Origin of the sequence: Vibrio sp. nBUS_14, from assembly GCF_051201655.1 — a bacterium.
GTDB lineage: Bacteria > Pseudomonadota > Gammaproteobacteria > Enterobacterales > Vibrionaceae > Vibrio.
This window is the reverse complement of the sequence record NZ_CP179207.1, coordinates 1,497,934-1,522,120: the sequence shown is the minus strand read 5'-3', so window position 1 is coordinate 1,522,120 and position 24,187 is coordinate 1,497,934. Positions and strand designations below refer to the sequence as shown.

21 protein-coding genes, 2 tRNA genes and 3 pseudogenes are annotated in these 24,187 nt (G+C 43.9%); 13 read left to right on the top strand and 13 right to left on the bottom strand.

All coding sequences use genetic code 11. The features are described from left to right. A complete protein-coding gene (moeA, locus tag ACMAZD_RS24630) occupies positions 1 to 1,236 on the bottom strand; it encodes a molybdopterin molybdotransferase MoeA (RefSeq protein WP_435249842.1) in 1,236 nt (411 codons plus the stop codon). A 217-nt stretch (positions 1,237 to 1,453) separates the two neighbouring features. Between moeA and folE the strand changes: the two genes are divergently transcribed. Beyond that, the gene (gene folE, locus ACMAZD_RS24625) at positions 1,454 to 2,107 is read left to right on the top strand and encodes a GTP cyclohydrolase I FolE (RefSeq protein WP_435249841.1); all 654 of its coding nucleotides are present in this window, start codon (positions 1,454 to 1,456) and stop codon (positions 2,105 to 2,107) included. Between the two features lie 264 nt (positions 2,108 to 2,371). Here folE and ACMAZD_RS24620 read toward each other — a convergent pair whose 3' ends face one another. From ACMAZD_RS24620 to ACMAZD_RS24605, 4 genes are all read right to left on the bottom strand, one after another. Continuing rightward, positions 2,372 to 2,953: a hypothetical protein gene (locus ACMAZD_RS24620; RefSeq protein ID WP_435249840.1), complete on the bottom strand. Its 582-nt coding sequence runs from the start codon at positions 2,951 to 2,953 to the stop codon at positions 2,372 to 2,374. After that, positions 2,946 to 3,485, bottom strand: a complete 540-nt coding sequence (locus ACMAZD_RS24615; protein ID WP_435249839.1) for a YaeQ family protein — start codon at positions 3,483 to 3,485, stop codon at positions 2,946 to 2,948. The genes ACMAZD_RS24620 and ACMAZD_RS24615 overlap by 8 nt, the downstream gene beginning before the upstream one ends. Positions 3,486 to 3,602: 117 nt before the next feature. Continuing rightward, positions 3,603 to 3,812, bottom strand: a complete 210-nt coding sequence (locus ACMAZD_RS24610) for a cold-shock protein (protein ID WP_010430417.1) — start codon at positions 3,810 to 3,812, stop codon at positions 3,603 to 3,605. A 498-nt stretch (positions 3,813 to 4,310) separates the two neighbouring features. Continuing rightward, positions 4,311 to 5,402 (bottom strand): PQQ-dependent sugar dehydrogenase, encoded by a 1,092-nt coding sequence (locus tag ACMAZD_RS24605; RefSeq protein WP_435249838.1) that lies wholly within the window; start codon positions 5,400 to 5,402, stop codon positions 4,311 to 4,313. 298 nt (positions 5,403 to 5,700) lie between these two features. On the opposite strand from ACMAZD_RS24605, the gene ACMAZD_RS24600 reads away from it, so the two are divergent. After that, positions 5,701 to 6,894 carry a multidrug effflux MFS transporter gene (locus ACMAZD_RS24600; protein WP_435249837.1) on the top strand — a complete coding sequence of 398 codons (1,194 nt, stop codon included), beginning with the start codon at positions 5,701 to 5,703 and terminating at the stop codon, positions 6,892 to 6,894. 120 nt (positions 6,895 to 7,014) lie between these two features. Here ACMAZD_RS24600 and ACMAZD_RS24595 read toward each other — a convergent pair whose 3' ends face one another. Together ACMAZD_RS24595 and ACMAZD_RS24590 are read right to left on the bottom strand one after the other, a co-directional pair. After that, the gene (locus tag ACMAZD_RS24595; RefSeq protein WP_435249836.1) at positions 7,015 to 7,800 is read right to left on the bottom strand and encodes an ABC transporter ATP-binding protein; all 786 of its coding nucleotides are present in this window, start codon (positions 7,798 to 7,800) and stop codon (positions 7,015 to 7,017) included. A 75-nt stretch (positions 7,801 to 7,875) separates the two neighbouring features. After that, positions 7,876 to 8,637 carry a siderophore ferric iron reductase gene (locus tag ACMAZD_RS24590; RefSeq protein WP_435249835.1) on the bottom strand — a complete coding sequence of 254 codons (762 nt, stop codon included), beginning with the start codon at positions 8,635 to 8,637 and terminating at the stop codon, positions 7,876 to 7,878. A gap of 219 nt (positions 8,638 to 8,856) precedes the next feature. Between ACMAZD_RS24590 and ACMAZD_RS24585 the strand changes: the two genes are divergently transcribed. From ACMAZD_RS24585 to copI, 8 genes and pseudogenes are all read left to right on the top strand, one after another. After that, entirely contained in the window at positions 8,857 to 9,765 is a 909-nt protein-coding gene (locus ACMAZD_RS24585; RefSeq protein ID WP_435249834.1) for an AraC family transcriptional regulator, read from the top strand. A gap of 193 nt (positions 9,766 to 9,958) precedes the next feature. Further along, on the top strand, positions 9,959 to 12,088 hold the full coding sequence (locus tag ACMAZD_RS24580) for a TonB-dependent siderophore receptor (RefSeq protein ID WP_435249833.1): 2,130 nt from the start codon (positions 9,959 to 9,961) through the stop codon (positions 12,086 to 12,088). Between the two features lie 91 nt (positions 12,089 to 12,179). Next, the gene (locus tag ACMAZD_RS24575) at positions 12,180 to 13,130 is read left to right on the top strand and encodes an iron-siderophore ABC transporter substrate-binding protein (RefSeq protein ID WP_435249832.1); all 951 of its coding nucleotides are present in this window, start codon (positions 12,180 to 12,182) and stop codon (positions 13,128 to 13,130) included. A 2-nt stretch (positions 13,131 to 13,132) separates the two neighbouring features. Beyond that, complete coding sequence (gene fhuB, locus ACMAZD_RS24570; RefSeq protein WP_435249831.1) at positions 13,133 to 15,127, top strand: Fe(3+)-hydroxamate ABC transporter permease FhuB; 1,995 nt, start codon at positions 13,133 to 13,135, stop codon at positions 15,125 to 15,127. A 209-nt stretch (positions 15,128 to 15,336) separates the two neighbouring features. Then, positions 15,337 to 15,432 (top strand): annotated as a pseudogene (locus tag ACMAZD_RS24565) (IS1 family transposase); the annotation flags it as partial. Between the two features lie 313 nt (positions 15,433 to 15,745). After that, the gene (locus ACMAZD_RS24560) at positions 15,746 to 16,858 is read left to right on the top strand and encodes an NADH:flavin oxidoreductase (protein WP_435249830.1); all 1,113 of its coding nucleotides are present in this window, start codon (positions 15,746 to 15,748) and stop codon (positions 16,856 to 16,858) included. Between the two features lie 306 nt (positions 16,859 to 17,164). Further along, positions 17,165 to 17,566: pseudogene (locus ACMAZD_RS24555) on the top strand (TolC family protein); the annotation flags it as partial. Positions 17,567 to 17,579: 13 nt separating this feature from the next. Further along, positions 17,580 to 18,029, top strand: a pseudogene (gene copI, locus ACMAZD_RS24550) (copper-resistant cuproprotein CopI); the annotation flags it as partial. Between the two features lie 126 nt (positions 18,030 to 18,155). Here copI and ACMAZD_RS24545 read toward each other — a convergent pair. The 6 genes from ACMAZD_RS24545 to ACMAZD_RS24520 all read right to left on the bottom strand — a co-directional run bounded on the left by ACMAZD_RS24545 (position 18,156) and on the right by ACMAZD_RS24520 (position 21,387). Then, a complete protein-coding gene (locus ACMAZD_RS24545) occupies positions 18,156 to 18,428 on the bottom strand; it encodes a hypothetical protein (protein WP_435250544.1) in 273 nt (90 codons plus the stop codon). A gap of 77 nt (positions 18,429 to 18,505) precedes the next feature. Beyond that, a complete protein-coding gene (gene tnpC, locus ACMAZD_RS24540) occupies positions 18,506 to 20,089 on the bottom strand; it encodes an IS66 family transposase (RefSeq protein WP_435249829.1) in 1,584 nt (527 codons plus the stop codon). A 55-nt stretch (positions 20,090 to 20,144) separates the two neighbouring features. After that, positions 20,145 to 20,501, bottom strand: coding sequence for an IS66 family insertion sequence element accessory protein TnpB (gene tnpB, locus ACMAZD_RS24535; protein WP_102481560.1), 357 nt, complete (start codon positions 20,499 to 20,501; stop codon positions 20,145 to 20,147). Beyond that, positions 20,498 to 20,851, bottom strand: coding sequence for an IS66 family insertion sequence element accessory protein TnpA (gene tnpA, locus ACMAZD_RS24530; RefSeq protein ID WP_435248589.1), 354 nt, complete (start codon positions 20,849 to 20,851; stop codon positions 20,498 to 20,500). Before tnpA ends, tnpB begins: the two co-directional genes overlap by 4 nt. Positions 20,852 to 21,199: 348 nt before the next feature. Then, positions 21,200 to 21,274, bottom strand: a tRNA-Gly gene (locus ACMAZD_RS24525). Positions 21,275 to 21,312: 38 nt separating this feature from the next. Next, positions 21,313 to 21,387: transfer RNA gene (locus tag ACMAZD_RS24520), tRNA-Gly, on the bottom strand. 521 nt (positions 21,388 to 21,908) lie between these two features. On the opposite strand from ACMAZD_RS24520, the gene ACMAZD_RS24515 reads away from it, so the two are divergent. The 3 genes from ACMAZD_RS24515 (at position 21,909) to ACMAZD_RS24505 (ending at position 24,133) form a co-directional block, all read left to right on the top strand. Beyond that, complete coding sequence (locus ACMAZD_RS24515; protein ID WP_435250543.1) at positions 21,909 to 23,072, top strand: threonine/serine exporter family protein; 1,164 nt, start codon at positions 21,909 to 21,911, stop codon at positions 23,070 to 23,072. Positions 23,073 to 23,270: 198 nt separating this feature from the next. After that, the gene (locus ACMAZD_RS24510) at positions 23,271 to 23,609 is read left to right on the top strand and encodes a zinc ribbon domain-containing protein YjdM (RefSeq protein WP_102276858.1); all 339 of its coding nucleotides are present in this window, start codon (positions 23,271 to 23,273) and stop codon (positions 23,607 to 23,609) included. 101 nt (positions 23,610 to 23,710) lie between these two features. Next, positions 23,711 to 24,133, top strand: a complete 423-nt coding sequence (locus tag ACMAZD_RS24505; RefSeq protein WP_435249828.1) for an N-acetyltransferase — start codon at positions 23,711 to 23,713, stop codon at positions 24,131 to 24,133. Positions 24,134 to 24,187: the final 54 nt, after the last annotated feature.

The following is a 24,187-nucleotide window of genomic DNA, read 5'->3' as shown; positions in this document are numbered from 1 at the left end:
TTAGTAAAGCGTCGAGTTAAAGAGTTGGATCTGAACCGTTTCGCCCACTTCTACGCGACCACGTTCACGTTCTAGCACCACAAAGCAGTTTGCCAAACTCATCGAGCGGAAAGCACCTGAGCTTTGGTTACCAGTTGTTTCTACAACAAATTGACCGTTTTCAATCGAGTAGATACCACGCTGGTAATCAGTACGACCTGGGCCTTTTTTGAATGCAGACTTAGTGATAGCTGGAATAGACTTCGGAGCTGTCCACGCGGTGTGACCCGCCAATTTAGCCAACATAGGTTGAACCAACACGTACATGGTCATCATCGCCGATACAGGGTTGCCCGGTAGACCGCAGAACCATGCGTTATCGAGTTCACCGAATGCGAATGGTTTACCCGGTTTGATTGCCAGTTTCCAAAAACCGATTTGCCCCAGTTCTTCAAGAATGTCTTTGGTGTAATCAGCTTCGCCAACACTTACGCCGCCAGAAGTCACAACCACGTCTGCTATTTGCTGTGCTTTCTCGAAGGTTTCTTTAAGCGTTGCAGGGCAATCAGGGATGATGCCTAAATCAATAGCTTCACAACCAAAAGCTTCAATTAACGGCTTAATGCCGTAACGGTTGCTATCGTAGATTTGACCATCTTCAAGCGGTTGACCTAGTGGTTTTAGTTCATCGCCAGTAGAGAAAAACGCGACTTTAGGCTTGTGTAACACTGTCACGTGGCTCACACCCAATGAAGCAATCATTGGAATATCACGAGGTGTTAAACGTTCACCATGGCTAATAATGATATCACCTTGTTTGATGTCATCACCAGTAGGGCGAATATTGTTGTTCAGCTTGATGTCGTCTTGTTTAATCTCAATACCAGCGTCAGTTTCGACCGTATTTTCTTGCATGATGACAGCGTCACAACCTTCAGGTATTTTTGCGCCAGTCATAATGCGAATACAAGTATTGCTTGGCCATTCACCTTCGAACGGTTGGCCTGCAAAAGATTTGCCTACCAATGGCAGTACTTTACCGTTCTCTAGGTCTGCTAAGCGCAGTGCATAGCCATCCATTGCTGAGTTATTAAAAGGAGGTACGAAAATAGGGGAAAGAATATCTTCAGCAAGGACGTAACCTAATGCTTCAGCAAGAGACAGAGGCAAAGTCGTTTGGATTGGTTTGATTGGTGATAGCAGCTTATCTAGTGCTTCTTCAATTGGCATTAAGCCCGGAGCGTCGCAACAGCCCATAATTGAAATCCTTTGGTCGTTATTATTTTTGATTTGGTGGTTGGTAGTAGTGATTCAATAATGATCAAATTAACACTATTTGCCAACGAAATTGCTGTCACTTTAGCATAGTTTAACCCCCGTAAATAATGACCTCCCTTAAAATATGGGTGTATTTATTCAAAATTCCGAGTATCCTTGTCTGCCATCCAGAAGGGGCAATAAAAGAGGAAGTTCAATGTCAGGTTTTAGCGAATCAGCGAAGTTGGTTAAAGATGCGCTAGCAAGCCGTGGATTAGAGACACCAATGCGTCCTAATCAGGTTAGCCGAGAAGAGAAAAAGGAAAGAATCGAACACCATATGCGTGAGATTCTAACTCTCCTTGAACTTGATCTTGCAGATGACAGTCTGGAAGAAACGCCACAACGTATTGCGAAAATGTATGTGGATGAGATCTTCTCTGGTTTGGATTACGCCAATTTCCCTAAAATCACCGTGATCGAAAACAAGATGGGTGTTCGTGAGATGGTACGAGTAAAAGACATTACCGTAACCAGCACATGTGAGCATCACTTAGTAACCATTGATGGTAAAACTGCAGTGGCTTACATTCCGCAAGGTAAGATCATTGGTCTTTCGAAGATCAACCGAATCGTTCGTTTCTTTGCTCAACGTCCACAAGTTCAAGAGCGCATGACGCAGCAAATTCTTGTTGCATTACAAACGCTACTAGAAACGGATGATGTTGCTGTAACCATGGATGCGGTTCACTACTGTGTAAAATCGCGTGGTGTGATGGACGCAACCAGTGAAACGACGACAACAGCACTGGGTGGTATTTTTAGATCAAACCCAGCAACGCGCCATGAATTCTTACACGGCTTGCGTTAATTCGCTGAATTATTGGATGAACGCAATTTAGCCTCTGTCAATTGAAGTTCGTTGAAAATATTCTAAGCCTCGCTTTGTGCGGGGCTTTTTGTACTTGTAGTGAAGTTAACTGCAATGGCTGTGAATGCTGTCATTCCCTAGAGTGAAGAATGAGCGAGTAGGGAATCTGCTTTTTCGAGAAGGGTTGTTTGATTAGAACGGAAATTAGATGCGCTCTATAGGATCTATAAAGCGCAAATTTGGGTACAGCAGCTGGCAGAGTGTCTAAGTAAGATTAAACAAACGCTTAAAGCGATGAACAAAGCCTGATGGTTTGTTCTCGGCTTGATAGAGGTTCAAGCCATCATAAAAGCTACCCATGAACTCGACTCGAATCTCGTCATCAGTACTTCTCGAAAGGCGAGACAACAACGTCGCGGTCGCAGCGGCATGATCATTGGCTAGGCTGTAATCCATTCCTAGTCGTCCTTGAATGAACAACCACAAATGCGTCACTAACTTCAATTGCTGAGCGTTGGAGTTTTGAAATTTGTCGCCGTGTTCACTGCCTACCGTGCTATCGAAAACGCCTTGCATCGCCTCGCTGGCTTCTTTATTGCTTTCAAAGCGATAGCTCACATCGATATGCACTTTTGTTAAAAGCCCGAGTAAGGTTTGTCGCTCTGAGTTGTCAGACTTATTCTCACTCGCATGCTTAAAGAGGGCGTGGTTTTCGTCAGTAAATGACTTTAACTCTTTTTCATAGCCTGTCGTAAGCGCTTTCACTGAATCGAGACCAGCGAGCTGCAAACAAGCTTCGAGCTTAGTTTGGTGCTGAGATTCAGTCTGAGTTTGGATCTCAGTCATTACTCTGTAGCTCTTCCCAAGTGACTTCTGCAGATTGCGTGTCGCTATTAATGAAAGCAGAGTTACCCGATAGCATTACAGAAAGGTCCATCGTGCGCTGTGTCATTTCAGAGAGTTGTTCGATACCAGCATTATCCAGACGGACAATTTGAGCCTTCAGATAACCGAACTTGCCTTTGTTTTGTTCCCACCACACGTTCGACTTTGTGTTGAAACTGAACACGCGTACAGACTTAGATAAGCGAGTCGCTTTTTTCACGCGCTCTGGATCCGGTTCGCCGACATCAATCCAGTCTAGGATCTGGTCATCTAACGACTTCTGCCATAAATCGGGTTCTTCAATGCTAGACAACCCTTTAGTGAACTCAAGTTCAGGTGATGCATTGATACAGAAAGCCATAATTCGAGCCATCATGCGCTGTTCTGTTTCAGAAGGGTGTTGTGCAACCGTTAGATTAAAAGAGTCGTAATAGTCGCGATTCATATCGGTTAGAGAGATACGAAACTTATAGATTGTCGGTTTGAGAGCCATTGAGGGGATGTCTTAGGTAGAAATAGTGAGGGGGAATATTACCTTAAATCTCTGAATAGCGGGTAAAAAAATAGCCAGCAGAGGCTGGCTATTTTTAGAAAGCTTTAAAATACTAAATTAAAGTACTTTGATGCTATCAGCTTGTGGGCCTTTTTGACCTTGAGATACTACGAACTCAACTTTTTGGCCTTCAGCAAGAGTTTTGAAACCGTCGCCTGTGATTGCAGAGAAGTGTGCGAATACGTCTGGACCGTTTTCTTGTTGAATGAAGCCGAAGCCTTTAGTTTCGTTGAACCATTTTACTGTACCAGTAACTGTGTTAGACATGATGATATCCTAAAATTAAATTTTTATTTTGAGCCAATTGTGGCACTGATAGCGCGGAAAAGTTTATTGCTATTGCGTACAACACAACGGGGTTACTAGTAATCCAACGAAATGTTTATATACAAAGAACTTTCTTTCTAGCCGAGGTGAAGTCTAAATCAAATCAAGGGATAGTCAATCGAATCCATAACGAAAGGTTGCAGAAACTTGGGGGCAGTCAAACTTTGCATTCCTTAAATATCATGGAGTTACAGTAGTATGGTGATTTGTTGTCGTTTTTGTGAAAAACGTGGGTGAAATTGATGACAAATTTGGAGTAATTGCACTGGTTTTATACGTGTAATCACCAAATCAATGCCCTTAAAACAACCATCTCTAACGTTAGATTTCTAAACCGCGAGTTTGGTAGAAACGTCGTTAAATAGTAGGTATAAATAGATAAATAGCGGGAAAACTGACGCAATCAGACCTTATATCACGGTGTGATTGCGCATCGTGTTACTTCTTCAGGCGATATAGATTGCCATTGTCAGTGCTGAAGAAAATGTCGCCGCCGGGAGAGGTTTCAATGTCTCTTATTCTTTCACCTAAGTCCTCAAGAATACGCTCTTCTTTTATCGCCTCACCTTGTTCGTTGACCGTCACAATATTGATGTGAGTAAGTTTAAGTGCGCCTGCCAACAGCTTGCCTTGTAACTCAGGGTATTTGTCACCTTGGTAGACGATCAAACTGCCCGGAGCGATTGAAGGAACGTAGGCTTTTTTAGGTGCTTCAATACCGTCTTTGGTTTCAGATTCTCCCACGCTGATAGGGCCCCAATACTCTTTACCATGAGAGGTCACTGGCCAGCCGTAGTTAGCGCCAGCTTTTATTAGATTAATTTCATCACCACCGCGTGGCCCGTGTTCAATAGACCAAAGCCTTTTGCTGGGGAAGTCGTAAAATAGCCCTTGTGGATTGCGATGACCAAAGCTCCAAATCTCATTGAGAACCTGGTCGTTATCGGTGAATGGGTTGTCGCTAGGTGGGCTTCCATCGGCATTCAATCTCAATATCGAGCCTGCATGAGTGAGCGTGTTTTGACCGTTGTCTCGGTCACCACGGTCGCCAATGGAAAAGTAAAGGTGACTCTCGTCAAAGGTAATGCGACTACCAAAGTGACGACCTGTATCCGTTCTTGATTTAGACACAAACACATTTTGCCAGTCAGACACCTCATCGCCTTTGTACGAAGCAGAAGCGAGTGTGGTTACGCCTTCGCCGTCGACATCTTTACTGTAGGTAGCATAGAACTTATCTTCTTCAAAAGGGGAAAGCGCGATATCCAACAAACCACCTTGGCCTTTCGCCCAAACGTTAGGAAGCCTGAACAGTGTGCTTTGTTCACCATTCTTTAAATCAATATGTTTAATGACGCCTGCTTTTTCTGTGAGAAGCATAGAATCGTCATCGACATAAGCGAGACCCCATGGAATCTCGAGCCCGTCTGTGATTTTTTCTGCCTGCCATGCAAAAACTGGGGTTGAAGCAATTGGACCTGATACGATGAGTGCCAAAGCACAGGAAAGAATACGATGATGAGTGTTCATTGAAGTCCCTTGATTGTCATGACGTTGTGTTAGTTTAGCTTGCGGTCGGCAAGTAGATAATTAGGGTCAGTGAAAAGTCACTATTCACATATTTAGTCGAGCGAGTATTGTATGATTATACAAGCTCACGTATGTTTACCCTGCCATCCTCTATTCGATTGTTTCGGAGCTCGATGAATACTAACCCTCCAACCTTTTCGTTATTTTCTCTGTCTTTACGTTGTCAGGTAGATATTCAAGCGATCCATTCTCAAACCACTCGATCTCAAAACCGCTGTTCTATTGGATACTTTACATCATGAGCCGTCGATTTGACTTTAAATCGATCCTACTTGCGTGTTTGGTCATCAGTATTGGCCAACTCAGTATGGGTTTGGTGTTTCCTTCTTTACCTTGGATCGCGAAAGATTTCGATGTCTCTTTAGAGCAAGCTCAGCTCTTGGTGAGTGTCTATTTGCTAGGCTTTGGTCCTTCTCAGTTTATTTATGGTCCCGTTTCAGATGCGCTAGGGCGTAAAAAGGTATTGTTAACCGGTTTGTTGATTGCCATGCTGGGCTTGTTGATGATCATCTTCTTTAGCCATTCATTTACTAGCATGGTTATGGGACGTTTTCTTCAAGGCTTAGGGACTGGCTGTTGCGCTGTACTTGCTCGTGCTTCCACACGAGATCGATTCAGCGGAGCCGATTTGCCTTTGGCGATGTCCTACATCGCGATGGTAGCGTCGATTACACCTTTGATTGCTCCGGTAATCGGAGGCTTTATTAACTTCCATTTTGGCTGGAGCATGGTGTTCATATCGCTACTTGGATATGTGTCATTAGCTTGGGTGGTATTGGCGTTCAAGTTTAAGGAAACCGTCACTCAGACCTCCGCTATTCCTTCGCCGAAGAAAATGATATCGCAATACAAAGAATTATTAACCTCTCGCTATTTTATGAGTTTTGCGAGTATTGGTTGGCTTAACTTTAGCCTGATGATCACCACGGTGTCGGTGATGCCGTTTATCATGCAGAACCAGATTGGTATGACGTCAGACGAATACGCGATGTGGTCAGTGATTCCCGCATTAGGGATGCTTGGCGGTACCAGTCTGTGTAACCGTATTCGTCCGATATTTGGCAATAAGAAAACACTACTGTGTACGCCTGTGTTACATATTTCGGCTGCATTGTGGCTTTTCTTCTGCCCACTTGAACCTCTGTACCTAATGATTGGTCAATTCTTGATGATACTGGGTAATGGTATTGCACTACCTTGTGCACAGGCTTTGGTGATGTTGCCATATAAAAAGAACGCGGGTGCGGCGGCGGCGATGTCTGGCGGTGGCCAAATGGTGGTGTCTTCCATGGTGAGTATGGGACTGGTTCAGTTGGGGCTAGGAGAAGCATGGCATCTATCGATCGTGATTACGGTGTTCACGTTGATTACTCTGTTTAATATTTTACGTGGTTTTAGTAGCCAAGAAGCAAGAGAGTCTCAGCTTAACTAGCTCGAAAACCTGAGAAAAAGGCCATTGAATTTTTACGATTTAATGGCCTTTTTTATTGTTGGGTATTGGGTATTGGGTATTGGGTCTTTGGACTTGGTTTGGAGTGCTTAAACGCCTGAGCTATTCGCAGACCACCGCAACTTTTTCACTCGCGGCTGTGTTAGCGGGAACTGGATGATCGATCAGTCGGATAGGGGATTCATACAGTACAGACAAAGCTTGTTCATTGAGCAACTTATCAGCACTACCTTCAAATGCGATCTGTCCCTTTTTCAGGGCGACAATGTGTGTCGCGTAACGCAGAGCAAGGTTCAAATCATGTAAGATGACGATCACCCCAACGTTTTCCTTTTTGTTGAGTTCAGAAAGCAACCCCATCAGTTGAAACTGGTGATGGATATCTAATGCCGATGTTGGTTCGTCGAGGATCAATACAGGTGACTGCTGAGCTAGCAACATAGAGACCCACGCTCGTTGACGTTCTCCGCCAGACAAATCATCCGCTAATACCTTTGAAAACTCCGCGATACCAGTTCTCTCCATTGCTTGTTGGATGATCGACTTATCTTCAGAATTCCAACGGCCTAATGCGCCTCTCCACGGGAAACGCCCTAAACGGACCAGCTCTTCTACGGTTAAGCCTGCTGAAGCAGGAAGCTTTTGCGGCAAATACGCAATTTTTTTGGCTAAGTCTTTGCTTTTGAATGAAGAAAGGGAAGTGCCTTTGAACTCGACGGTGCCGTGATCTGGAGACATTTGTCCTGATAGCAAATTTACCAGTGTGGATTTACCAGAACCATTGTGACCAAGAACTACGGTCAGTTCATCGGACGGAATAGCAAGCTCTTCAATAGAAAGGATGGTTCGGTTGTCACGAATGATGTTGATGTTTGAAAGCTGGAACATGTCGGTCCTGTCTCGAGACCAATAGCGATGCTTAATAAAAGCAAGTTGTCGCACTGGTCTTTATAATAGTGGGTGTCATTTAGCGCTTTTCTTGTTGTCAGGGTGCCTAGGACAATCGTTACAGTACTTTCCTGAATCACACTTATAAACGAGGCAACAGCTGACTCTGATCAGTTTTAGCATTCCTGAATGGGCATCGATCTTAAGGCTGTCTAAATGACTTTCAGGTAATTGGCATGCTTCTAACCAAAGCTTAGCTTGTCCAGTGATATAATCATTGGTCAGGCTTGGCTCGTGTTGTTGCAGCTTGATCAAACTACTTAATAGTAGATCAGCCAGTAAGTGGTTGGTAAACCCTGGGCGAATGCGTGTCCATTCACTGATCTGGCTGCGATAAAATGCAGTCAATGCAAGAATGGCTTCACCAGCATGTGGGATAAGCTCTTCAGGTGAACCATGTTGATGATCACCATTAGAAAAGCGATAGCCAGTAATGAACTCTTTGTATCTAAACTGACCAATGTTTTTGATATCAGGCAGTGAATGAAGTCCATAGATAGAAATGAAAGTCACATAGATAGGCTGCCAGCACACGAGATCCCACGTTCGCGTTAACCAATACGCTTTGCCTGCTTCAGGGTGGCTCTGCTCAAGGCCATCGTAAACTCGTTTGAGCTCTTTATGGCTATTATCATTCGTTACCGCAATGCTCTTGCTATTAAGTGCACCAAAGCTTCCGCTCAAATAAGGGGTGACTTCTTTTGAGTAAGCGAAGATTTTCTGATGTAGAGACGGGGCTTTTCGACGAGTGATAATATTGTGCAGTTGGGGAAGCATCTTAAATCAATAAATGAGAATCAGTTGCGTTATCATAACGGACATAGTCGAGGATAACCATACAAAATGGAGCATCTGCTCGGTGCTTTTGAGTTTTTAGATATTTATAAAGTGTCGGTAAGCTGTACTTTTTCAAGTGATAAAAGTCTTTTAAAATGATAAAAGTATTGGTGAACCTAATGTATCGCTACCAATTATAGAGAATGTGAAAGATTGAATATGAACACACCAGCATTTGATCGTATCAGCCGTGTCTTGGCTTATATTCATGCGAACCTAAGCTCGACACTATCGCTAGAAGATATCGCGAAACAAAGCTGTTGGTCTCGCTGGCAATTGCAAAGAGTGTTTCAAGCTGAAACTGGGCTGACTGTAGCAAACTATGTGAGAGAGCTTAAGTTAAGCCAAGCAGCAGAGTACTTGTTAGATGGTAAAGAGCGTGTGATCGACATTGCGCTTGGCCTCGGGTTCAACTCCGAAATTAGCTTTAGCCGTTCGTTTAAGCAGATGTTTGGAGCGAGCCCAAGCCAATATCGAAAAGCGGGCAAAAGGGTAGGGCTGAGAAAACCAATACAAGTGTCTGACACCGCAAGTGCCGCTGAAAAAGGGTTACTCAGTTTTGTGGAAGTTCGAATTGATGAAAGAGAGTCTTTCCTTGTTAAAGGTATGACATCAGAAATCAGTGGTTTGTTTTCACTAACACAAGATTTTGCAGAGAAAGTCCCTCAGCTTTGGTCTCGTTTGGAACAGGAAGTGACGATTCCAAACGATAATGTACTTCAGTTTATTGGCGTCGTTGATCTTACTCAGTCTTGTTTCGATGGCACTAACATCCACTATTGGGCTGGTGTTGAGCTTCACGACGGAATTTCCATCCCGCAATTACCAAGCATTATCTCTGATAAATTGAAGGTGTTGACTATCCCTAAGCAAACTTATGCGGTGGTTAAGCATTGTGGGCCGATTGAAAATTTGCGACATACGTTGAGCTGGTTTGTGCTTAACTGGCTGCCGAGTTCTGGTTATCGTGGTGTCGATGGTTATGAGCTCGAAGTGTACCCATTTGGCTATCAAGCCCATGCATTAGATGCTGAAATGGAGTACTGGGTTCCTATTATTAAATCGTAATCATATCCTCACAAAATCTCTTCTTCTAAATAAGGTCAATTGTGTTTTTAATCATAAATTGACCGTTTTTCGTTAAAATTAGGCCAGGATATTTTTTAATTTGCACCAAATTGTTAATTATCCCATCTCTAGATACATACAATGCAAATGAGATTCATTATTATTTATATTAAGCATTGGTACCGAGGGAATCATGACCACTCACACTCGTTTTAAGTATTCAGCATTGGCAGTAGCGTTGCTCACTGCGTTTTCAGCGCAAGCATTGGCGGAAGAAACCGTTAAAGCGGCAGATTCGAATATCGAGACTGTCACTATTATGGGTAAAGCCTATCGTAATACAGCAACGAAAACTGTTTTAGATCCAGAAGAAACGCCGCAGACTCTTAACGTGATCGAAATTGAACAGATGGAACAACGTGGTGTTAAGTCTGTGATGCAAGCTCTTCGCTACGCTCCGGGTGTCTCAACTGAGAACAAAGGCGGTGCAGTGGTTCTTAGTGATTGGGTTAAAATTCGCGGCTTTGAGTCTTCAAATAATTATTATGACGGAATGATGTTACCAATCCTTCCTGGATGGAATGTAAAACCTCAAATTGATCCAATCGCGATGGAACGCTTAGAAATTTTTAAAGGGCCAACGTCCGTTCTTTACGGAAGTATGCCACCAGGAGGTATGGTTAATATCATTGCTAAAGCTCCTAAGTTCGAAGAATCTACGAAAGTTGGTTTAGCTACGGGGTTAGATAACCTAGTTGAAGCATCAATTGATACAACTGGTTCATTAAATGACAACGTAGCTTATCGTTTGGTCGCTCTAGGTCGTAAAAAAGATACGCAAGTTGACGGTGTAAAGGAAGAGCGCTACGTGATTGCGCCTTCAATTGATTGGTATGTGTCTGATAAAACTTTTATTAACTTCAATCTCTATTATCAGAATGATCCTGCACTAGGTCAGAACGTGACTCTCCCATTAGCCGCGATTGAATCAGGTAAAATCTCACCGTCGACATTTGCTGGTGACGTTAACTACAACACCATCGAAAGAGATTTCTTGATTACTGGTTACAAATTTAATCACGACTTCAACTCTAACTGGGCTTTCTTACAAAACTTCCGATATATGCAGGCTGATTTATATCAAGAAAGTACCGCCAGTGGCAATTTTGATGCGACAACGGGAGAGTTGGAGCGCTCAGCATATAGCACTGATGAAAACTCTAAGGGTATAAGTGTTGATAACCAATTATCGGGCTTAGTGTCGACTGGCTCATTAGATCACTATTTACTTTTTGGTGTGGATTATCGAAACACAGAGGGGGATGTAGCCTACGACGCTTTCGCAGGTGTTGATAGCATCAACCTTTACAATCCAAATAACGATAAGCTGAACCCGAATGATTTTACAAAAACGTATTATCAAAGTAACGACATTGAAGTGAGTCAGCTTGGTTTCTATTTCCAAGACCAGATGCTGATTGATAATTGGGTGTTCATTGCTGGTGGTCGTTTTGACAAAGTTGAAACAACGACAAAAGTATCAGTATTTGGTGGTACACCAAGTAAAACGGATACTGATGATACTAATTTCTCATACCGCTTAGGTGCTTTGTACACATTTGATAATGGCTTATCTCCATTCGCTAATTTTGCAACCAGCTTCGAGCCTAATGTAAAACTAGATGCTAGTGGTAATAACCTAGATCCTGAAACTGGCGAGCAAGTAGAGTTTGGCCTTAAGTATGACTCATACGAAAATATGTTGTCAGGGTCGTTGGCTCTCTTCCAAGTTAATAAGAAAAATGTAGGTGTTCGCCCTGACGGAGCTACTCCATGGACAGCTGTTGGCGAGATTCGCTCGCAAGGTATTGAGTTAGAAGGCCGTGCGCAAGTAACTGATAATCTTGACCTGTTGGCTAACTATACGTATACCGACATGGAAATTACTGAAGATAAAGATGCTTCGAACGTTGGGCAAACACCTGTATTCGTACCAGATCATACTGCAAATGTTTGGGCTAACTATTTTGTACGTGACGGTGTCATGAATGGTCTTAGAGTCGGCGGTGGCGTACGTTATGTGGGTGAAACCGTACTTAACGATGCATCAGATAAAAACAAAGGCACTGTTCCATCATACACTTTAGTTGATCTATCACTTGGTTACGATTTAGGTCAAATGAGCAGTTCTTTAAAGAATGCGACAGCGAACCTCGTTGCGAATAACATTTTGAACGAAGAATATTACACGTGTTGGAATGAGAGCTATTGCTGGTACGGACAAGAACAAACCGTGGAATTCAACGTCAACTATGAATTCTAACTAGGTTAGGGTGATCAATTTGAAAGCAGCCTTTACTGGGCTGCTTTTGTCGTTTGAAGAAATATAGAATTTAGATTGAGTAGGCAAAGATATGAGCTTAAAACCAGTAGCTTCCCATTTTTCTAAAGCAAAGAACTTGAATACAAAACTCGCGTTATCCATCTTAGCGAGTACGTTATCGTTTAATGTAATGGCGGATTATCAAGTCGAAGATAGTGAGGGCGTTAAAACCCTTGAAGCCCAACCGGTTAGAGTCGCGGCGCTGAACTGGGACATTGCTGAACAAGTGATTGAACTCGGCGTTACGCCAGTCGCAGTGCCCGATATTGCAGGTTATACCGATTGGGTTGTTCAGCCTGCGATTCCTGAAGGCGTGGCGGATATTGGCACTCGAACTGAGCCCAATTTTTCTGCTTTGAAAAAGCTAAACCCTGATGTGATTCTTATTGCTTCTCCTCAGAAAGATCTTCAGGAGCGTCTGTCTGAAATTGCGCCCGTGCTTTACTACCAAACGTACAGTGACCAGCACAGCAATGCGGCGGCCGCTATCGATAACTTCAAGAAGATAGGTCAATTGCTTGGTAAAGAAGAGCAAGCGAATAGCAAACTGGCTGCGATGGATGAACGTATCGCGGTTCTAAAAGCTGAGTTAGACAAAGCGTACCTGGGCGACAAGCCAAAAGTGACTTCTTTCCGTTTTGCGAGTACCACATCGGTATTTATCTACGGCGATAATTCGATTCCACAATACGCACTCGAAAAGCTTGGTTTTGAAAATGCGATGGATCTTCCTGCAAGCCAGTGGGGCATCAGTCAAAAGCGTATGACCGAGCTTAAGAACGTCAAGGGTGGCATTGCGCTTTACTTTGAACCTTTCCCGTATCAAGACAAGTTAGACCGTTCTCCGGTTTGGAAGAGCATGCCTTTTGTTCGTAATGGTCAATTTAGCCCAGTAGCGGCAAGTTGGAGTTACGGCGGTGCCATGTCGATTTTGTATAACGCTGAAGCCATGGCGCAATCGCTGCTGACGCTAGCGGAGTAGTAATGAAATCCAGTAGTTTTATGATGGGGGTTGCGTTGTTTTGTGCTGCCCTTGTTCATTTATGGTTAGGGCAGTCTGAATTTGGCCCTATTCGAGAGTTGCTTCAACAAGTCTCACAGATCAGTGATATCGCTACATTCAATAGAATGGTCGATGATTCATTCGAGTTGATGGCGTTAGCCTATGTCAATTTGCCTCGCTTGGTGATGGCGATTTTGGTTGGCGGAACACTTGGCACCATCGGTAGCTTGTTTCAACAACTGACGCAGAATCGCATGATGTCGCCGCTAACCTTAGGTACATCGTCAGGTGCATGGCTTGGTCTGGTTATTCTGAATGTGGTTGCGCCGATGTTGGTCGCTCAGTATTCAGTTTGGTTTGCTTTGGTCGGTGCGCTGCTTGCGATAGGGCTGATTGTTTCGATTGTCGGAATCAAAAACATGAGCGGCTTGCCAATTGTATTGGCGGGCATGGCTGTCAACTTGTTGCTAGGGGCATTTGCGACGGCGATTATTCTGCTCAACGATCAGTATGCACAAAATCTGTTTGTGTGGGGAGCGGGTGACCTAGGACAAAATGGTTGGGAACAAGTGCTTTGGTTAATGCCTAAGCTACTGCCGATTTTTGCCATATTCTTATTGGCGCCACGAGTTTTGACTTTACTTTCAATCGGTACTGAAGGGGCCGCGGCGCGTGGCCTTAATATCGGCACTACCTTCTTTGTACTAATGGCAATTGGCGTTTGGTTGGTCTCAGTGTCTATTACTTCGGTGGGCGTAATCAGCTTTATCGGCTTGATAGCCCCGAACATTGCTAGGCATCTAGGTTTTCTAAAGGCCAAATCTGAACTCGTCGCAAGCTGTGTATTAGGTGCGCTATTACTCTGTGTCAACGACAGCTTGGCGATCTTCTTGGCACAATGGTCTTTGGACATGATTCCAACAGGGACGGCAACCGCAGTGATTGGTGCTCCTGCGTTGATCATTATTGCGAGAAAGCAAATGTCTGCTCAAGATCAGTTGTTTTTCTCAATGCCTAAAGGACCAAAGTCTATTTCATCTTTGGCTTACTTCTTATTGGGCACGATGATCGTCGGGTTGTTGGCATTAAGCACGCTCTCACAGCCTTCTTCTGATATGGGCTACTTTGTTATTCCAGACGCATTTGAATGGTCTATTCGTTGGCCGAGAATGTTAACCGCGATATTCGCTGGTGGCGGTTTAGCGGTGGCTGGTGTGATTTTACAAAGACTGGTCTACAACCCGCTCGCAAGCCCAGACATTCTTGGTGTGTCGGCAGGTGCGGTTCTAGCTTTGATTTTCAGCAGCTTGTTTATGGGCTATTCGATTCACTCATTGAGCCCTTGGATTGCTTTCTTAGGCAGTGCGATTGCACTGTGTTTATTGCTATTCCTTGGCAAGAAGCATCAGTTTGCACCGGCGATTTTAATCCTGACAGGCATCTCTCTTACCGCAGTATTGGAAGCCTTGGTACAATTTTCTTTAACGCGAGTAGGTGAGGGGAAATACACCTTATTAGCCTGGTTAGCAGGGTCTACCTATCGTGTTGAACCCGAGTCAGCAAGCATCATGGCCATTGTGATAACGCTTTCTATTAGTGTTGCTTTGCTGTTGAGTCGTTGGGTGACGTTAATTGCAACTGGGCGACAGTTCGCAAGTGCTAGAGGGCTGAATATCAACATCGCTTACGTGGCTCTGCTGTGTATCGTGGCGGTTTTATGTTCGGTCGTGACAACCACCATGGGGCCTGTCGCTTTTGTCGGCTTACTCGCGCCGCATATTGCGGCCATGGTTGGCGCTCGCTTGGTTCGAGAGCAGATCATATTGTCGTTTTTAATTGGTGCTGCACTTATGTTGTTTGCCGATTGGTTAGGGCAAGTGGTGGTGTTCCCAGCGCAGCTTGCGGCAGGCACGCTAGTTTCCATAATTGGTGGTAGTTACTTTATTTTCTTGTTACTCAAATCTCAAAGAGGGTGAGTTAACGGTTAGTAAGTTAAGCGCTAAGCTCATTGCGATCATGACTCCAATCTGTTGTTTTCATGTTAGAATTTACGCTTTTGGCAATATAAACCATGGCAACTATTCAGGTTAATTGTCGATTTTGTAGTCAGAGCACTGCCGTTCGAAAGCATGCTAAATGGGCTACGGGCTATCAACGTTGGCTTTGATATGCTTGGGACTCTAGATGTAAACACATCATCGGTAAGCGGTATACGCAAAGGATAGAACGAATCAACCTCACCCTGAGAACTCGCTTAAAGCGACTCGTTCGAAAAACTATCATCGGCCAGGTCTATCAATGTATCGATCCGACGGTTAAATATGGCTAATGCTTTTAAAGCGTTGGTTAGAGGAATTTCTACCTAGCTAGATACTTGTAAAGCCGTTTAGTGAGACTGAACGGCTTTTTGTTTGCTCCCTATATCTTTTGTTATTTCCTATCTTTTGAATCCATTTCTTGTCGCTTTCTTATGTGAGAGTGCTGCTCTCTTAATCTAGATTAAGTTTTGCCTGCCATACTCTCTGTACTATCCGCTTGAATAAGTACCCATCAGCAATGGGTAACTCGCAAAACGATTTTAATGAGGATTAGACTTGAGTACTTTGTTTACAGAAACCCGCATCGGGACAATGACATTGAGAAACCGCTTCATGAGAAGTGCGACGTGGGAAAATATGGCGACAGAAGATGGCCATATGACAGATAAACTTTACGCTATCTATGAAGAGTTGGCTCAAGGTGAGGTCGGCTTGATCGTCACGGGTTATGCGAATATCGTTGAAGAAGAGAAGCCTAACGCAGGCATGATGGGCATGTATAACGACTCGTTTATCGAGGAGTACAAAAAGCTGACTCAACTGGTTCATGACAACGACTCTAAAATCGTGATGCAATTGGCTTACGGTGGCACCAAAACTACGCATGACCTTGGCGAACGAGTGATTTTTGCACCGAGTCAGGTTCCTGAAAAAGGGACTCAAACACTAGGCAAAGCGATGACCAAAGATGAAATTGGCTACATTGTTGATGCCTTTGCTCAAGCGTCATTGAGAGCACAAAAATCAGGCTTTGATGGAGTGGAAATTCATGCGGCACATACGTACTTGATCAACCAGTTCTTAAGCCCTTATTACAACCAGCGTGAAGATGAATACGGTGGTAGCTTAGAAAATCGTATGAGATTCTTACTTGAGATCTACACGGCGACTCGCAAGCTAGTCGGCGACGATTTCCCTATCTTGGTTAAGTTAACTGCCTCTGAATTTTTCGAGGGCGGTGTGACTTTCGACGAAACTCGTTTGGTGTGTAAAAAACTAGAACAAGTGGGCGTTGATGGCATAGTGGTTTCTGGCAACATTCATGGTAAAGCCGACACCATGATTGGCGAGTCACACGATGGCTTTACCATTCAAGCTGAAGGCTACTTCCACGAATATGGTCACGTGATAAGCCAAGATGTCGATATCCCAGTTATTACTGTAGGCGGCTTAACCGACTTTTATGCCATTGAAGCGATTGCAAACAACACGGGTATTGAATACTTCGCGCTTTCACGTCCACTGCTTTCTGAACCGCACCTAGTGAAACGCTGGAAAGAGGGTATTCGCAGCCCCGTAGAATGTGAGAGATGTTCTAAGTGTCGCACCAAGCGCGGCAACTTCTGTGTGGTAAACAAAGACAGAAAAGTACAACTGGCTCGCATGTAGTTGCTGAGTCCAGATCCAAGTCTGAGCCTGTGTAATGCCGCAGGCTCATGTTTTTTCTAGCCTTTCATTAACCGATATTTGTAACCTTATAAATCACATCTCTCGCTTATTGAATGTTCCTTTTCTTTATCTATGCAGCAGTTATTATCAATTTCAGCAAATATTTGTCCTTCATCGTTGACCTTACCCTAAGGGTAACCTTTATAGTCACCTTATAAATTTAAAGGTTAGCTATGACAAACACACTCCGAACAACTTGGATTACTGTTTTCAGCATCATCGCGATGTTGAGGTCTAGCTATGCCTCAAGCTCTTGATCCTCAGGGGAGGCTTTATGCGACCAACCAAATTGATTGGTCGTTATTAGAAAATAAATTAGCGACTGACCGCGATTCAACCAAGCACTATCGACTGTTGATGGATCATCCGCTCGTTAAGATCACAGATGCGACTATTTCATCTAATCAAACTCAAGTAGAGCTAGCTGAGTAAGCTTACACGCCTCAGTTTGGTGTGGAAGTGATGTATGCCCATCGACAAGCGAACAATATGGCGGGCGAGCCTGCCTCTAATCTTGTCAGCGCTTATCTAACGGTCGACCCCCCTCTGTTTACGGGCAACCGACAAGACAAGAACTTGTCTGCGGCTCAGTACCAAGTTGGAGCAGCTAAATCCCAAAAAGACACCTTACTTTCCCCAATGAACGCGTAAGTGAGTGCACCACTCGATGATGAAGGGTGGGAAGATTGACCATTCGAAGATGATGAATATGGATGGAATGATGGACATGGAAGGTATGACTGAGGTTGGAATGCCAGCTCAAGGCGCTAAACCCGATAAAGTCGTTCATGTTCTACAGAGTGACGACATGAGAAGTACGTTTAAGAACAAGGTTGATATTGAGCCAAATGACGTGGTGCAGTTCGTCGTGATGAACACTGGCAAGATTGACCACGAATTCTCAATTGGTTCTGCAACAGAGCAGTTAGAGCACCGTGAAATGATGAAAAACATGGGTAATCACGCTCATGACTCGGGTAGTACAGTCACGGTTAAGCCGGGCGAAGCGAAGCAGATACTTTGGCAATTTCATGGTGATAGTAACGTAGAATTTGCCTGCAATATACCAGGACATGCGGAAGCGGGCATGGCGAAGTCGATAACGCTTTAGGCATGAATTGATATCTAGATACCTAAATAGGCAGGTACTAAATAATTAAGGGCGACAAAGCCGAAAGATTAAAGATAAGTCTTAACTCACGCATATGTACTAGTTGAGACTTATCTTTCTTGGCCACTACTGTAATAGGATCGATGTTTCTAGTAGATGCTGAGCTTCACCACTGAGATGTGGTAGCTCTGACATGATCTTCTTAAGTTTGTCGTCGATCGAGTCCACTTCATTCAAAGAACGAAACGCAAGCACGGCCTGTTTGGGTTCGCTGCTCACATAACCCTTCAACGTATTAAGCTGAATTTTGTTCGCATTTTCGACTTTTGACAGTGCGACATTGATTGCTTCGATGTTGATTTTTAACTCATTGCTGTAAGCGTCTACGAACCGACTCATTGACTTTCTAATATCTACGCAGATACCGCCAACTAAGGCGGTATCTGTCATTCTGAGCGGTATTCTGTAGGGGCGGACTATTCCGTCTTTGGCATGTTCCAAGGTAGAAGATGACCATGGTCATCCTCACTCTTCAGTTTCGGGATTTCTCGTAACACGTATTCGAGGTACTCATACGGCTCACAGTCGTTAGCCTTCGCGGTTTCGATAAGACTGTACAACACTGCACTGGCGCGGGCTCCATTATGAGTCTTTGAGAACAACCAGTTGTTCCGTCCTACCGTGAACGGACGTACTGAACGTTCCGCTCGGTTATTATCCATGCTTAACCGGCCATCATCGATAACTCTTACTAGCTTCGACCATTGATTGAGACTGTAGCTAATCGCCTCACCCAATTTACTTTTAGGGGGCACCTGAGTGACCGATTTATCTAACCACGCCTTGAATTCATTGAGCAGAGACTGAGTCTTTGACTGGCGGGTAACATATCGCTCTTCCCTCGTCTTATCTTTGAGTGCTTGTTCAACACGATAGAGCTTTTGGAACCAACTCACTGCCCACTGGATTTTACCCCCTTTTCCTTGCTTGCCTTTTGGTTGGCTCTGCTCTGCCTCTATGAACTTACGTCTTGCATGAGCCCAGCAACCCACCAACTTCGCTTCTGTCTTTTCATACGCTTTATACCCATCAACATGAAGGTATCCAGTGTAGTTTGACAGGTACGATTCAGGGCAGTGGTGCCCCCGACTCCCTTCCTGGTAGTCGAACAAGACGATACCGGGAGATTGCGCATTACCGCCCCGGTCTGGACCACACCCATACAACCAGATGTAACTTTTCTTTCTTTCGTCATCGAGCACGGTCAACGTGGTCTCGTCCGAGAACAGAACATCTTGTGCAAGGAGGGTTTCTTTCAGTAAGGCGATTAACGGCTCTACCTTATCGGCGCAACGCAGTATCCATTGACTCATCGTTTTTCGGCTGAGCGCTAGCCCATATTGTCTGAACAGCGATTCTTGACGATAGAGAGGCAGGGCGTAGTGGTATTTGTTCGTGATAATTTGCGCAAGCAAAGAGGGAGTCGCGATGCTTTTCGGGATAATCGATGCTGGCGGTGGAGCCATTGCAACAACACCCTTCTCTCCTAACGCGTCACATTGACGACAGACGTATTTGGGTCTTTCAGTGACTTCGACATACAACTTGGCCGGGATATACACCAGTTTTTCACTGGTGCTTTGCCCCATCCTGCAGAGTATCGACTGACAACACGAGCAGGTTTTTTCTGATTCTGGTATGTCCACCACGACTCGCTCTCGTGGCAGGTCTTCAGGAAGCTTTGGGCGACCACGACGTTTTGTCTCGGATGAAGTGTTTTCCGCTTCCGAAGCGTCATCATTCGGATTATCGGGTGCTTCCTCTTCACCTGTCGTATCGGCATGAGTCTCCGCCTCATTGAACTCTAAGTCCTGAGGGGGCAGGGTTTCACTAGTGCTACCAAAGCGTTTACGCCGCGCTAGGTTGAGTTTTTCAACCAGCGATTGGATGGTTAATTCGCTCTCGCTTAGAGATTGGCGAAGTGTGAGTACCGTAGATTCAAGCTCAGTCACTTTTGAACGTAAGAGCGCTAGCTCATCTTCTTTATTTGTATTTGGCATATAAGGAAGATCGCAGAGAGCCGCGAAAGTTCCTTATCCGCTAATATTTTTTAATTTAATTAAGACTTTGGTAATTCAATGTTTGATGGGGTTTCATTTTTTCAATATCGAGCCCATCAAGCAACCAATGCCACTGCTCTTCCGTTAATGAGAGGGTTTTCCCTGGCATTTTTCTTGGCCAAGCGAACTTGTCTTTTTCGAGTCGCTTTTGCCAGAGGCAAAAGCCATTACGCTGCCAGTAGAGAACTTTGAGCTTATCCCGCGTGCGATTACAGAAGACGAATAGCGCTTCGGAGAAGGGATTAAGGTTCATATTCTGTTCAACAATAAAGCTCAAGCCGTTAATGCCCTTTCTAAAATCGACGGGCGCCTTGTGGAGATAGATAACAGAGATATCAGGGAACATTTTCATACAACAGCAAGCTCCTTCAATAGAAGACCGAGCCACTGAGGTGCTACATCACGAGGTACATGAAGAGAGCATGCTCCCGCTTCAAGGCGTAATTCCGTAGGTAACGTAGAGGGAGGCAGTTGCTCGGTTTTGGTATTTAGTATGGCTATTTTTTCAACAACAACGAATTCAGAAAGTGAATCTTCTCGTTTTTTAGGCAGGTTGACTAAGTGGTGTAGTTTGCGACGGTTGTTATCAAATGTTTTTGGATGAAGATTGTGCTCTAAACAAAACTGAGCGGCAGACTGCTCACTATTATAATACTTCTGAACAAGGCGTAGCCATTCTTGCTGAGATCTATGCTGAGACATTTTCGAGTACCTTTAACGATAAAAGTTAAAGGTTACGACGTTTATTAAAAGGATTGAATGAGTCGATTTAAAGACGCTTACTCATTGCTTTTAAACATTCTTATTATTTATGGGTTGTTGCTAATGCTCGCACATTAACACAACTGCTTTTTCGGATATTGACCGAGATTATTAAATTGAAACAATTTCGAAAACGACTAAAAGTAGAACTGTGGCATTAGCTAAAAAATACGAAGCAATAGAGAGAATTAACAGAGAGAATTAACGGGTTTATATAGAGGCAATAAAATTGATGTTGAAGTGTTTGATCTTTGTGATAGTTTCGGCTGAATAGAGCCTAAATAGTATTGGAGCGTGCAGCGGGAATCGAACCCGCATCATCAGCTTGGAAGGCTGAGGTAATAGCCATTATACGATGCACGCACACTGTCTTATGAGTAAGACTGAGGAATCAATAAGACTGGAGCGTACAGCGGGAATCGAACCCGCATCATCAGCTTGGAAGGCTGAGGTAATAGCCATTATACGATGTACGCACATCGTCTTAACGAGTTTGATAATGCCACATCTAACTGAAAACGAAACCTTTTTCTTTCATTTTTATTCTAAGTGCTCGCATAACCACCACTACGCTAGTTTTTCAATCATATTTGACGTTTCAAGAGTAAATAAAATGTGACTAAACTCTCGTTAAGCTCAAGGTTTAACGTTGCAGTTAGTTTATTATTTTTTGATAGGGGTTTTGGGGTGGATTTATAAACTGATATTGAATGTTATTTCCTCATCTACTTAGGTAAACTCTATGGTTGAGCGTGTCAACACAATCGAGCTTTTAGTCAAATTTATAAGTGTGTTTATAACAATGTGGATGCATCGGTTTAACTTACGAACGATTCGTATTATTCATTAAAGTAATCCCAAATGAGTAGAGTGATACACGTCTCTGTGCGTTCGCAGAAAAAAGTAACGAATTTAGTTGATAATTCACGCAAAAGTCTCGTCATTCCGTCTGTCGTTTGCTACATTTGCCGCACATTTTGTTTCGCCTAATATATCCATGCCTTCTCAGTTCAGAATTAACAAAATTGTTGAAATTGGTGATACTCTTCACCGCAGCGGCTGTGCTCCCTATAAGCTTGAAAAGTACACACAATTCTATGCGAAAAAGCATGGTGTGGATGTGATGATCCAAGCAACGCCAACGGCGATTAACTATCAATTTCCAGACGATAACGACGCCGTTATTCTCAAGCGCCTAAAGCCTGCTTCAATTAACCTGAGTTTGTTGGCAAATACCATCATTCGTATTAACCAACCGAGCAGTGAGCCAGTGCCAGAACCTGTCGGCTACTCTAAATTTGTTACTGCCCTAGCTAATATGGGTATTCCGCCTGCGTACTTGATGCTAGTCGGCAGTACGTTGGAAGCGGTTGGCTTTTCTGCGTTATTGGGCTTGATGGTTTGGGTATGTCAGCAAGTCCTGCATTCACGTCGCGCAATTGCGGTTGAATTTATCTCAGCATTATTGACGGGTATCTTTGTGGCGTTTTTGGCAAGCACCGGTTTGCCAATCCCTGTATGGGCGTTGTGTATTGCGTCAATCGTCTTGTTTGTCCCCGGATTATCGATAGCTAACGCATTAGAATGTTTGGCCTTCAACGATCTCGTCTCGGGTACCAGTTTACTAGGGCAGAGTGCCTTAACGCTGATTAAGTTGTTTGTTGGGATTATCATGGGTCTCAATATTGGTGAAGCGGTATGGGGACAAGCGGTCTCCATCGATTATACCAATGCGGTACCGACGTGGATGCACATATCAGGCTTGGTGTTGATCTCTGTGTCTATCGGTGTGATGTTCAATGCGCGCCCTAAAGACATCTTACTCGGCTTGCCAGTGGCAGTTCTGGGTATGTGGGGCCCGTTCTATCTTGGTTTTGATAGTGGTTGGGTTGTGGGCACTTGGGTAACCACAGTTCTTATCACTTTATACGGTACTTGGATTGCTAAAAAAATGGAGCTCACGGGGTCTATTTACATAGTACAAGGCATTATCATTTTGGTACCAGGTAGCCGTGTGCTGGTGAGTGCCAGCCAATCGGTGTTTGAACAATCTATCTTGCCGATCCCAAGCATTGGTTTATCGGCGCTGTTTATGTTCTCCGCGATTGTGGCAGGACAAATCACGGCATATTCGATTTACTCGCCAAAAGTAGAGCGTTAATCTAACCAGATTACAACGGCCGCTTAGGCAACTTCGTTTCTTCAACAAACACAGCTTAATGGTTGTGTTTGTTCGTTTTAGAGCTGCTCTTTTCCTACTTTAAATTTATCTTCAGACAATCTGGTAGATTTGTGCTCGCTAAGCCTAGTAAGAGTCATTAAGATGGACGCAAATTCTATTTAAATGAAGTATTAACGTATGTCTTTACCTCCTTGTCCGCAATGCCAATCTGAATATGTCTACCCAGACCAAAATAACCTAATCTGCCCCGAGTGTGCTTATGAATGGAACCCAGAGGAAGAGCGTTTAGAAAGAGAAGCTGCGCGTGTAAAGGATGTTAACGGCACAGTGTTAGATACCGGTGATAAAGTCACCTTCATTAAAGATTTAAAAGTGAAAGGCAGCTCTAGCGTGCTGAAAATTGGTACCAAAGCCGTGATTCGACGCATCAATGAAGGCAAAGATCACCAGCTAGATTGTAAGCTTGATGCTGGCGGTGAAATGCTGGTGACAGCTAAATACGTGAAAAAGCAGTAACCATTATTTCGAACTATTGTCGTAAATCTTCAATATTATTAGGTCGTTTCTGAGCATACTGACTGGTAAATACAGTCAAACTCAAACGTTAGAGAATCAAAATGATCAGAGAATACAGCGCAGCCGACACCGAAACGGTTCTAGATATCTGGCTCACGGCTTCCATTAAGGCACACAATTTTATGGCGCCTGATTTTTGGGAGTCGCAAGTGGGTAATATGCGCGACATATATCTTCCTGCATCACGAACCTACGTGTTTCAAGTTGATGGTAAAGTTCGCGGGTTTTATTCACTCTATGAAGGGATATTGGCAGCTATCTTTGTCTGCCCTGAGCATCAAGGGAGTGGAATTGGGAAACAGCTCATGAAACATGCCAAGCTTGAATGCCCGAACTTGTCTTTGAATGTGTATAAAGAGAATCATGCGACCATTGAGTTCTATCTTTCTCAAGGCTTTAGCATCGTAAGTGAACAAGCGGACGAGTACACAGGGCACCAAGAGTACACTATGCACTTAGCCTAGCGTTGTGCTTAGTCAGACGATTAGTTGATGGGAATAGAATTTATATGGAGATAT